This window comes from Polynucleobacter necessarius (assembly GCF_900095215.1).
In the GTDB taxonomy this organism is placed as follows: Bacteria; Pseudomonadota; Gammaproteobacteria; order Burkholderiales; family Burkholderiaceae; genus Polynucleobacter; species Polynucleobacter necessarius_H.
The window spans coordinates 1209031-1220154 of sequence record NZ_LT606949.1 but is presented as its reverse complement, the minus strand read 5'-3'; the positions used below and the strand labels follow the sequence as shown (position 1 = coordinate 1220154).

The window sequence follows — 11124 nt, the reverse complement described above, 5'->3', positions numbered from 1 at the left end:
ACGCATTATGACTTTTGACCGCTGCATATTTAATTTCGCTGCGGGTCCTGCTACTTTGCCTGAAGAGGTATTAAAGCAAGCTGCTGATGAAATGCTCAATTGGCGTGGACTCGGCACTAGCGTGATGGAAATTAGTCATCGTAGTAAAGAGTTCATGGAAGTGTATGAAGAGGTTAATCAAGATCTTCGTACCTTGATGAATATTCCAGACTCTTATGAGATCTTGCTATTGCAAGGTGGCGGCCTTGGTCAAAATGCTGCAATCCCAATGAACCTCATGCCCTTGGCTAAGAACGGCCCTAAGGCAGATTTTGTAGTAACTGGAATTTGGTCAGAAAAGTCATATAAGGAAGCGCAGAAATACGGCGTTGCTCATTTAGCCGGTTCTTCCGCCGCAGAAAAATTTAATACGATTCCAGCAAGATCCACATGGCAACTTTCTAACGATGCTGCTTATGTGCACTACTGCGCGAATGAAACTATTGGCGGTGTTGAGTTTCCGGACGTACCAGATGTTGGCGGCACTCCTTTAGTTGCGGATATTTCCAGCAACATCCTTTCTACAGAGATGGATGTTACGAAAGCTGCTGTCTGGTTTGGTGGTGCGCAAAAAAATATCGGCCCGTCTGGTGTCACGATTGTGATTGTGCGCAAAGACCTCATCGGCCACAGTATGGTTAGTACCCCAACGATTTGGGATTGGTCTGTGCAGGCTCATACCCAATCCATGATTAATACGCCACCCACTTTTTCAATCTACATGGCTGGCTTAGGCTTTAAGTGGCTGCTTAAGCAGGGCGGTGTCAAAGCCATCGAAAAGCGCAACCAAGAAAAAGCAGAGTTGCTCTACAACTTCTTAGATCAAAGTAGTTTGTATGAAAACCGTGTCACCAAAGAATATCGCTCGCGTATGAATGTGACCTTCTTCTTAAAAGAAGAGAGTCTGAACGCTGAGTTTTTAGCGCAATCGAACGCTTCTGGTTTGGTGGCTCTGCGTGGCCATAAGGCCGCGGGCGGCATGCGCGCTAGTATCTACAACGCCATGCCTATTGAAGGTGTAAAGGCTTTAATTGAATTTATGCGTGACTTTGAAAGGCGGGCTTAATGAGTACTGAAGAACAGCGCTTAGCTCCCTTGCGCGAAAAAATTGACGCATTAGATGCGCAGATTTTAGATTTGCTGACACAGCGCGCAAAAGCTGCTCAAGAGGTGGGTCATGTCAAAGGCGGTTTTTCATCGCCAGTGTTTCGTCCTGAGCGTGAGCGCCAGGTTGTAGCGCGTCTTCAAGAAATCAATGCGGGCCCCTTGCTTCCGGATGGCATCGCCGCTATTTGGCGTGAAGTGATGTCCGCATGCAGAGCTTTAGAAGCTCGCCAGACGATTGCTTACCTCGGTCCAGTAGGAACATTTTCTGAGCAAGCAGCGCAAACCTATTTCGGTCACTCTATTGCAGGCGTGCCTTGCGCAAGTTTGGATGAGGTGTTTAAAGCGGTGGAGAAGGGCGCAGCGCAGTTTGGCGTTGTTCCGGTTGAGAACTCTAGCGCAGGTGCTATTTCACGTACATTAGATCTGTTGCTTGATTCTTCTATGCGCATTAGTGGTGAGGTGGTCTTGCCAATTCGTCATCACCTCTTAACCAAGAGCGGCAATTTGGACGGTGTGACAACGGTGTGTGCCCATGCGCAAGCATTGGCTCAATGTCAGCAATGGTTAAGCGTTCATGCGCCACAACTGAAGCGTCAAGCGGTGAGTAGTAATGCAGAGGCAGCCCGTATGGCAGCTGCGGATCCAAGTTTGGCTGCGATCGCTGGTGATCCCGCGCAAGAGGCTTATGGCCTGCAAGCTGTTGCTGCCCAAATTCAGGATGATCCGCACAACCGTACGCGTTTTGTGGTGGTGGGTAACTATGCCTGCCAGGCAACCGGCCAAGATCAAACTTCCTTGATGCTTTCGGTGGATAACCAGCCTGGCGCAGTGCATCGTTTACTGGCGCCTTTGGCAAAGCATGGTGTTTCCATGAATCGCTTTGAATCTCGCCCTGCGCGTAAGGGCACTTGGGAATATCACTTCTACATCGATATTGCAGGTCACGCTGATGATGCCAAGGTAGTCAAGGCGCTCGAAGAGCTTAAAGGCGTTGCCGCTTTCTATAAGAATCTCGGTTCTTATCCGCACTCTGCTTAATTGAAGATGAACTGTAATTAATTTCGTCCTTAGTAAATAAATTAGTAAAGCCAGAATGACTTCCAAGATTGGTCTAAAACATATTCATGCGATTGCCCCTTATGTTGGTGGGCGTCCTATCAGTGAAGTTGCGCGCGAGTATGGCGTAGATGAAGCCAAGATTGTGAAATTGGCTTCCAATGAAAATCCACTGGGCATGCCAAAGTCTGCGCAAGATGCCATGCTCAAAGCAGCTGGCGATTTAGGTCGTTATCCTGACTCAAATGGCTTTGAACTCAAGAATGTTTTGGCTGCGCGTTTAGGTGTGCCGACTGACTGGATTACTTTGGGCAATGGTAGCAATGACATTTTGGAATTGGCTGCGCGTGCTGTTGCTCAGGCTGGTGATGAGGTGATCTTTTCTAAGCATGCGTTTGCCGTATATCCATTGGCGACTCAAGTTGTAGGCGCTAAAGCGGTAGAAGTTGCTGCTACCGATATCTATGGCCATGACTTGCCAGCCATGCTGGCTGCGATCAAAGCATCAGGCGATAAAGCGAAGTTGGTCTTTGTCGCTAATCCTAATAATCCAACTGGCAGCTATCTCACTGAAAAAGAAATTGAAGACTTTTTGGTGGCTGTGCCGCCGAATGTGGTTGTGGTGCTGGATGAAGCTTATAACGAGTACCTGACACCAGAGCAGCGCTACGATGCGATTGCTTTGGGTAAGCGCTTTCCTAATATGATTTTGTCGCGCAGTTTCTCAAAAGCCTATGGATTGGCTGGCCTGCGGATTGGTTATGGAGTTGCGCAACCGCATTTAACCGATCTTTTGAATCGCATTCGTCAGCCATTTAACGTCAATAGCCTCGCTCAAGCTGCGGCGATTGCCGCCTTTCAGGACAAAGCATTTTTGCAGCAAGGGTTTGAGTTAAACCGCGCGGGCTACGGACAACTGACCCAAGCTTTTGAAGAACTCGGTTTACAATATCTGCCATCGGCTGGGAATTTCGTTCTAGTTAAGGTGGGTGAGGATGATCAAGCCGGTGCGCGCATTAATCTAGAGTTGCTAAAGCGCGGCATCATTGTTCGTTCCGTGGGTAACTATGGTTTGCCGCAATGGCTACGCATTTCCATTGGACTGCCAGAAGAAAATGCAGCCTTCATTGCGGCCTTTAAAGAAATGCTTTCCCAATGACCATCATTAATCCAGCAAGCAATTACGGCACTGTCACTATCGTTGGCGTTGGTTTAATTGGCGCTTCATTAGGATTGGCGCTTAAAAAAGCGGGTGTAGTTACCAAGGTATTGGGTGTTGGCCGTAGTAAAGAAAATTTAGATCAAGCGCAAAAGATGGGTGCGATTGATGGGGTAGTGGATTTAGTTGAAGCCGCTAAACAGTCTGATGTGATCGTGCTTTGTGTGCCAGTATCGCAAATGCGAGTTGCCTTTGAAGTCATTGAGCTGCATCTCGAGCCGCGCACCATGATTACCGATGCAGGTAGCACTAAAGGTGATGTGATTCTGGCTGCCAAAGAAGTATTGGGTAAAAAAGCATGTCAATTTGTACCTGCCCACCCAATTGCAGGCGGCGCGCAGCATGGCGCAAGCGCCGCCAAGGCAGATTTATTTCAGGGCAAGCAAACCATTATTTGCCCATTGCAAGAAAACTCTCCGCAAGATACGGCGTTGATCACTGGCTTTTGGGAAGCTGTCGGCTCTGAGGTGAAAAAGATTGGCGTTGTGCAGCACGATGCGATATACGCTGCTGTTTCTCATCTTCCGCACCTCTTGTCCTACGCCCTGATGGCTAGTGTGGTCAATTCTGAAGATGTTGCTCAAAAATTGAGTCATGTAGGCGCCGGCTTTAAAGACTTCACCCGCATTGCGGCTTCCAGCCCAGAGATGTGGCGTGATATTTGCTTGGGTAATCGCGCGGCAATTCTGAAAGAGTTGGATCAATACCTGTTGATCGTTAACCATATGCGCAAGCTGATTGCCGAAAACGATGGCGCGGGTTTAGAGAAGTTATTGAACAAAGCGAGTAAAGCGCGCCAAGATTTGGATGTCCTGTGATGAGTGGTTTGCCAGACATCAGTATTGGGCCATTTAAGCGAGTGCAAGGCTCGATAGTATTGCCGGGTTCAAAGAGTATTTCTAATCGCGCATTGCTGTTGGTCGCCTTATCTACTGGCACAACTACTCTCACAAACTTGCTGGATGCTGATGACACACAAGTAATGCGCAGTGCTTTGCGTCAATTGGGTCTCACTGTGACCGATCAAGAAAATAAAGTTTGCGTCGTTGAGGGTTGTGGCGGTAAGTTCCCCGTGCGTGAAGCTGACCTTTTTATGGGTAATGCAGGCACTGCGATTCGTCCATTGGCTGCGGCTTTAGCAATGCAAGGCGGCAACTATCGTTTGTGTGGCGTTGCTCGTATGCATGAAAGGCCGATAAGAGACTTGGTAGATGGATTGCGCCAAGTGGGTGCAAAGATCGAGTATAAATTACAGGAAGGTTATCCACCTATCCAGATTTTGGCGGCAGATATTCAGATTAAGGATGTCGTAAAAGTCCGCGGTGATGTATCAAGCCAATTCTTAACTGCATTGCTCATGGCTTTACCTTTAGTGGCAAATGAGCCTGTGCGTATTGAGGTGATTGGTGAGTTAATTTCTCGTCCGTACATCGATATCACTTTGAAGTTGATGGCGCGTTTTGGGGTGAATGTCGCCTGTCCAGACCTGCAATCATTTCTTATTCCCGCAAAAGCATCTGAGGTGGTTTATAAAAGTCCTGGGCAATTATCGGTTGAGGGTGACGCCTCTTCCGCCTCCTACTTCTTAGCCCTTGGTGCCATTGGGGGCGGGCCCGTGAAGGTATTGGGGGTTGGCAGAGATAGCATTCAAGGCGATATCGCTTTTGCTGATGCTTTAGCGTTGATGGGTGCCAAGATCAATGCTGGAGAAGCTTGGATCGAAGTGTCTGGCGTAAAAAATGCCAACGGTAAACTCAATGGTATCACGATTGATTGCACGGAGATTCCCGATGCGGCGATGACGTTAGCGGTTGCCGCTTTGTTTGCGGAAGGTCCCACCCGCTTAAATAATATTGCGAGCTGGCGCGTTAAGGAAACTGATCGCATTGCGGCGATGGCAAAAGAATTGAAAAAGGTGGGCGCAATTGTTGAAGACGGCGCTGACTACATTGTGGTGCAAGCCCCAGCTTCGCTAGTCGATTGGAAGTCACCAAGTGAAGGTATCGATACCTATGATGACCATCGCATGGCGATGTGTTTCTCACTCGCTGCGTTTGGGCCGAATGCACTCAAGATCAATGATCCGAATTGCGTAGCGAAAACATTCCCAACCTACTTCGCAGAATTTGCGAAGGTTGTTGGTTAACTTAATGAACTCATTCCCCGTTATTGCGATTGATGGACCTACTGCCTCTGGCAAAGGGACAGTTGCCTCGCTAGTCGCAGAAAAGCTGGGGTTTCATTACTTGGATAGTGGGGCTCTCTATCGTTTAGTCGCTCTGGCTAGTGAAAAACAGGGGATTGACGTTAAAAACGGCCCAGAACTGGGGCTTTTAGTTCCTAAGCTATTGATTTCATTCAAAAATAGTCAAATTTTCTTCAATGGCGAGGATGTGACTGACGCTATTCGCACAGAAAACATTGGTTTAAGAGCATCTGCTTTGGCTGTTCATCCCGAGGTAAGGTCTGCTTTAGTGGGTCTGCAACGCAGTTTTTGCCAATCTCCAGGCTTGGTAGCTGATGGCAGGGATATGGCCAGCGTCATATTCCCAGATGCTGTTTTGAAGGTTTTTTTGACTGCAACCGCCGCTGCCAGGGCTGAAAGACGCTATAAGCAATTGATAGCTAAGGGACTTTCTGCTAAACTTGAATACTTGCTGCATGATTTGCAGGAGCGTGATGCTAGAGACAGTAGTCGAGGTGCCGCCCCATTAGTAGTTGCAGAAGGTGCAAAAGTGCTTGAAACATCAGATTTATTGATAGATCAAGCGGTTAAGACGGTTTTGGGTTGGTATCAATCTGCAAGCGTCTAGTTTGTAGTTGTTTTTAGTAGTGAGCGGTAAGCAGTAGTTTGGCGTCTTAAGAAACTCCACAACGCGATCTTTCATTAGCGTGTTTCTTTGAGACTTTTTTAACCTAACCCGTCAGGCCTTCTGGCGGCACAAAGTGAATACACATGTCTGAATCATTTGCAGAACTATTTGAAGAATCATTAACCCGATCGAATATGAAGACCGGCCAAGTTATTTCGGCTGAAGTTCTTCGCATCGACCATAACTTCGTCGTTGTTAACGCTGGCTTAAAGTCTGAAGCGTTTATTCCTGTTGAAGAATTCCATAACGACGCTGGCGAGATTGAAGTAACTCCTGGCGATTTTGTTGCTGTTGCTATTGACGCTCTTGAGAACGGCTACGGCGACACCATCCTTTCCCGTGATCAAGCGAAACGCTTGGCATCATGGATGAACTTGGAGAAAGCGCTTGAGAAAGCTGAGATCGTTACCGGTACTATTACTGGTAAGGTTAAGGGCGGCTTGACTGTAATGGTTAACGGTATCCGCGCATTCTTGCCTGGATCACTCGTTGATACACGTCCAATCAAAGACACCAGCCCTTACGAAGGTAAGACGATGGAGTTCAAGGTTATCAAGCTTGACCGTAAGCGTAACAACGTAGTGTTGTCACGTCGTGCGGTTGTTGAAGCTAGCCAAGGTGAAGAGCGTGCTAAGTTGATGTCTAACCTTAAAGAAGGTGCAGTGGTTACTGGCCTCGTTAAGAACATCACTGATTACGGCGCATTCGTTGACCTCGGTGGTATCGATGGCCTCTTGCACATCACCGACTTGGCATGGCGTCGTGTGCGTCACCCAAGCGAGATGTTGACTGTTGGTCAAGAAGTTACCGCTAAGATTTTGAAGTTCGATCAAGAGAAGAACCGTGTTTCACTCGGCGTGAAACAACTTGGCGATGATCCATGGGTTGGCATCGCTCGTCGTTATCCACGAAACACCCGCTTATTCGGTAAGGTAACTAATCTGACTGACTACGGGGCGTTCGTTGAAATCGAATCTGGTATCGAAGGTTTGGTACACGTTTCTGAACTGGACTGGACTAACAAGAACGTTGCTCCAAGCAAAGCTACTGCATTAGGAACCGAAGTTGAAGTCATGGTTCTCGATATTGATGAAGACAAGCGTCGTATTAGCTTGGGCATCAAGCAGTGCAAAGCAAATCCATGGGAAGAGTTCTCACGTGCGCAGCAAAAAGGCGATAAGCTCACTGGCGCAATCAAGTCTATTACTGACTTCGGCGTGTTTATTGGCTTGCCTGGCGGTATCGACGGTTTAGTTCACCTCTCAGACCTCTCATGGCATGAGCCAGGCGAAGAAGCTGTTAAGAAATACAAAAAAGGTGATGAAGTTGAAGCCACTGTATTGGCAATTGACGTTGAGAAAGAGCGTATCTCTCTCGGCATCAAGCAATTGTCTGGCGACCCATTCAATAACTACACATCTGTCAGCGACAAGGGTAGCCTTGTAACTGGTACTGTGAAGGCTGTTGATGCTAAGGGCGCAACAATTCACTTGGCTGATGAAGTTGAAGCTTACTTGCGCGCTTCTGAGATCTCAACCGATCGCGTTGAAGATGCACGTAATGTATTGAAAGAAGGCGATAGCGTAACTGCAATGATCATCAATATTGATCGTAAGTCACGTGTAATCAATCTTTCAATCAAAGCAAAAGACAGCTCTGATCAACAAGATGCAATGAGCAAGCTCCAAGGTGATGCGCAGTCTGGCACAACCAATTTGGGCGCTTTGTTAAAAGCAAAATTGGATAATCAAGGCTAAATCAATATCGCCGCTTTTCATTGGGGGAGCGGCGATTTTTTATTGATAGATCATGACAGATCAAGAGCAACAAGCAATTACCCGCTCCGAACTAGTGGAGAGTCTTTCGGAACAATTTCCGCAGCTTTTACCTAGGGACGTGGAATTGGCGGTAAAAACTTTGCTGGATACAATGACTCATGCTTTGGCTGAGGGTAAGCGTATTGAATTGCGCGGTGTGGGAAGTTTTGTGCTTCACCATCGTCCTGCGCGTACCGGTCGCAATCCGAAGTCTGGTGAGAAAGTATTGATTCCAGAAAAACGCGTTCCGCACTTTAAGCCTGGCAAAGAGTTGCGCGAGCGAGTAGATTACAAGCCGTTGAAGCAGGCGGGCCTCAAAGAGGGTTCTGGTGCCTAAGATTCAGGCTAAACCTCAGCGGTCCATGCGGACCATTTTTTTTTATTATTTAAATTCTGTACATCATGATTCAGATAGCTACCGCCTGGTTATTGCTATTGCCAGTGATGTTTGGCATTGGTTGGTTCGCCGCACGCTGGGATTTGCGTCTAGAGAGTCGGATGGACGAGCGTGAGCGCATGCGTCAGCAGCGCTCTACTTTTAAGGGCTTAAGTTTTTTGCTTAACGAGCAGCCTGATCAGGCCATTGAAACGCTGGTCAAAATCGCGCAACTAGATCCGGAAACGATTGAGCTACATTTTTTATTAGGTAATTTATTCCGTCGTCGTGGTGAGACCGAGCGCGTCATTCGAGTGCATCAACACTTAGCCAATCGTGATGATTTAAAGCCGCGTGATCGTGATCATGCCGCCTATGAATTAGGCCGCGATTTTTTGCGTGCCGGCTTGTTGGATAGGGCGGAGGCATCACTCAATCGTGTGGGTAGTGGCAAATATGCTGAGCCAGCAAAAGAAAGTTTGCTGGAGATGTATCAGATTGAGCATGATTGGAAAAAGGCGATCATCGCCGCGCATGAGCTCGAGAGTTTGCAGGGCAAATCACACCATACCGAAATTGCGCAATTTCACTGTGAGCTTGGGCAGGAGGCATTGCGTCGAAAAGACTTGGTTGGTGCTGAGCAATCCATACAGTATGCACTCCAGGCTGTACCGAATCATGCTCGCGCTCTAATCTTGCAGGGTGATTATTTAATGGCCATGGATAGACCCACTCAAGCAATTGAGGCTTGGAGTCTGATTGCTAGTGCCCATCCTGCATACATGCACTTATTGGCGGATCGCTGGATGTTGGCGCATGCAGCAATCAATAAAGAGAATGAAGGTTTGGATCGCCTCTGTGAGTTGCTTAAAACTCAGGCCAGTGGTGAGTTACTAGATATTGTGCATAAACATCTAATGAAAATTAGAGGGCCTCAAGCGGCAAATGTCATGCTCTCTGATATAATACAGCATTCCCCGACCTTAATTGCTTTGTCGAAGATGGCAGAAACCCGTCTTGCCTTAGAGGATGGTATCGCTAATCCAGAAAGACTGCTGGAGTTGCAATCCATTTTGAATTTATTGCGCCAAAGGACAACGAGTTTGGCTCGTTACACTTGTGGAAATTGCGGCTTTAGAGCGCGAAGGTTTTATTGGCAATGTCCAGGCTGCAATCATTGGGAAGCTTATTCACCAAGACGCAGTGAGGGCGCCGCGCCAAGCGGCCCTTCAATGCAAAGAAAACTGGAGATCAATTGAAAGTCACCATCATCGGTAGCGGTTACGTAGGTCTCGTTACAGGCGCATGCCTAGCGGAGCAAGGCAATCATGTCTTTTGCGTAGACGTTGATCCTAAAAAGATTGAGATCCTTAATGCTGGCGGAGTCCCAATTTACGAGCCCGGCCTTCAAGAAATGATTGAGCGCAATCGCGCTGCTGGACGTTTGCAGTTCTCTACCGATATCGCCGCTTCAGTAGCTCATGGCGATATTCAGTTCATCGCGGTAGGAACCCCGCCAGATGAAGATGGTTCTGCCGATCTTCAGTATGTCGTGGCAGCGGCGCGCAAGATCGGGCGCCATATGACTACGTCTAAAGTGATTGTCGACAAATCGACTGTGCCAGTCGGTACCGCCGATAAAGTACAAGCTGCCATTACCGAAGAGTTAGAAAAGAGAAACCTCTCTCCTGAGCTGTGCTCTGTTGTCTCTAACCCCGAGTTCCTTAAAGAAGGTGCCGCCGTAGAAGACTTTATGCGCCCTGATCGTATTGTGATTGGTACGGACAGTACGCCAGCAGGTCTTCGCGCTAAAGAGCAAATGCGCAAGCTCTACGCCCCCTTTAATCGTCACCATGAACGTACGTACTACATGGATATCAAAAGCGCGGAACTCACTAAATACGCAGCCAATGCCATGTTGGCCACCCGCATCTCCTTTATGAACGAGTTAGCTAACTTAGCAGACTTAGTAGGCGCTGATATTGAAGCGGTGCGCCAAGGGATCGGTTCAGACTCTCGTATTGGTTATGGCTTTTTGTACTCCGGTACAGGCTATGGGGGCTCTTGCTTTCCTAAGGATGTATCAGCCTTATCCAAGACCGCTAAAGAGCATGGCCGAGATCTGAAGATTTTGGACGCTGTAGAGGCGGTCAATGAGTTACAAAAGTACATCTTGGTCGCAAAGATCGAAAAGCGTTTTGGTAAAGACTTGAAGGGCATGAAGTTCGCGCTCTGGGGCTTAGCCTTTAAACCCAATACCGACGATATGCGCGAAGCCCCTAGTCGAGTGATTATTCAAGAGCTCGTTAAACGTGGCGCGACGATAGTAGCTCATGACCCAGTATCTATGCCTGAAGCAGGACATGCCTTAGAGTTGGACTTTAAGGGCAATCCAGAGGGTCGTAAGCAAGTGTCCATGGTCGATAACCCGATGATCGCCTTAGATGATGCGGACGCTCTAATCATCGTTACCGAATGGAAAGCATTTAGAAGTCCAGACTTTGAGCAAGTGATGCAAAAACTCAAGCGTGCCATCATTTTTGATGGTCGCAACCTCTATGAGCCAGCTTCTATGCAAGAATTAGGTATTGAGTACCATGGTATTGGGCGACATAATTAAACTAGCATTGAAGTGGT

General features: G+C 47.8%; 9 protein-coding genes and 1 pseudogene. All 10 read left to right on the top strand.

Annotated elements, in window-relative coordinates; all coding sequences use genetic code 11:
- Positions 1-7: 7 nt before the first annotated feature.
- The 10 genes and pseudogenes from serC to DXE35_RS06600 all read left to right on the top strand — a co-directional run bounded on the left by serC (position 8) and on the right by DXE35_RS06600 (position 11107).
- Entirely contained in the window at positions 8-1105 is a 1098-nt protein-coding gene (gene serC, locus DXE35_RS06645; RefSeq protein WP_114689971.1) for a 3-phosphoserine/phosphohydroxythreonine transaminase, read from the top strand.
- A complete protein-coding gene (gene pheA / locus DXE35_RS06640) occupies positions 1105-2184 on the top strand; it encodes a prephenate dehydratase (protein ID WP_114689970.1) in 1080 nt (359 codons plus the stop codon). Before serC ends, pheA begins: the two co-directional genes overlap by 1 nt.
- Before the next feature lie 55 nt (positions 2185-2239).
- Positions 2240-3361, top strand: coding sequence for a histidinol-phosphate transaminase (hisC, locus tag DXE35_RS06635; protein WP_114689969.1), 1122 nt, complete (start codon positions 2240-2242; stop codon positions 3359-3361).
- Positions 3358-4239 carry a prephenate dehydrogenase gene (locus DXE35_RS06630; protein WP_114689968.1) on the top strand — a complete coding sequence of 294 codons (882 nt, stop codon included), beginning with the start codon at positions 3358-3360 and terminating at the stop codon, positions 4237-4239. The genes hisC and DXE35_RS06630 overlap by 4 nt, the downstream gene beginning before the upstream one ends.
- A gap of 8 nt (positions 4240-4247) precedes the next feature.
- The gene (aroA, locus tag DXE35_RS06625) at positions 4248-5567 is read left to right on the top strand and encodes a 3-phosphoshikimate 1-carboxyvinyltransferase (RefSeq protein ID WP_114690398.1); all 1320 of its coding nucleotides are present in this window, start codon (positions 4248-4250) and stop codon (positions 5565-5567) included.
- Positions 5568-5571: 4 nt separating this feature from the next.
- Complete coding sequence (gene cmk / locus DXE35_RS06620; protein WP_114689967.1) at positions 5572-6234, top strand: (d)CMP kinase; 663 nt, start codon at positions 5572-5574, stop codon at positions 6232-6234.
- 143 nt (positions 6235-6377) lie between these two features.
- On the top strand, positions 6378-8051 hold the full coding sequence (gene rpsA / locus DXE35_RS06615; protein ID WP_114689966.1) for a 30S ribosomal protein S1: 1674 nt from the start codon (positions 6378-6380) through the stop codon (positions 8049-8051).
- Between the two features lie 52 nt (positions 8052-8103).
- A pseudogene (locus DXE35_RS06610) lies at positions 8104-8442 on the top strand (integration host factor subunit beta); the annotation flags it as partial.
- A gap of 71 nt (positions 8443-8513) precedes the next feature.
- Positions 8514-9746 carry a lipopolysaccharide assembly protein LapB gene (gene lapB, locus DXE35_RS06605; RefSeq protein ID WP_114689964.1) on the top strand — a complete coding sequence of 411 codons (1233 nt, stop codon included), beginning with the start codon at positions 8514-8516 and terminating at the stop codon, positions 9744-9746.
- Positions 9743-11107: a UDP-glucose dehydrogenase family protein gene (locus DXE35_RS06600; protein ID WP_114689963.1), complete on the top strand. Its 1365-nt coding sequence runs from the start codon at positions 9743-9745 to the stop codon at positions 11105-11107. The genes lapB and DXE35_RS06600 overlap by 4 nt, the downstream gene beginning before the upstream one ends.
- Positions 11108-11124: the final 17 nt, after the last annotated feature.

Excerpts from the sequence above, each read along its gene's own strand:
- cmk (WP_114689967.1), top strand. The coding sequence starts at position 5,572 with ATGAACTCATTCCCCGTTATTGCGATTGATGGACCTACTGCCTCTGGC.
- rpsA (WP_114689966.1), top strand. The coding sequence starts at position 6,378 with ATGTCTGAATCATTTGCAGAACTATTTGAAGAATCATTAACCCGATCG.
- DXE35_RS06630 (WP_114689968.1), top strand. The coding sequence starts at position 3,358 with ATGACCATCATTAATCCAGCAAGCAATTACGGCACTGTCACTATCGTT.
- lapB (WP_114689964.1), top strand. The coding sequence starts at position 8,514 with ATGATTCAGATAGCTACCGCCTGGTTATTGCTATTGCCAGTGATGTTT.
- serC (WP_114689971.1), top strand. The coding sequence starts at position 8 with ATGACTTTTGACCGCTGCATATTTAATTTCGCTGCGGGTCCTGCTACT.
- pheA (WP_114689970.1), top strand. The coding sequence starts at position 1,105 with ATGAGTACTGAAGAACAGCGCTTAGCTCCCTTGCGCGAAAAAATTGAC.
- hisC (WP_114689969.1), top strand. The coding sequence starts at position 2,240 with ATGACTTCCAAGATTGGTCTAAAACATATTCATGCGATTGCCCCTTAT.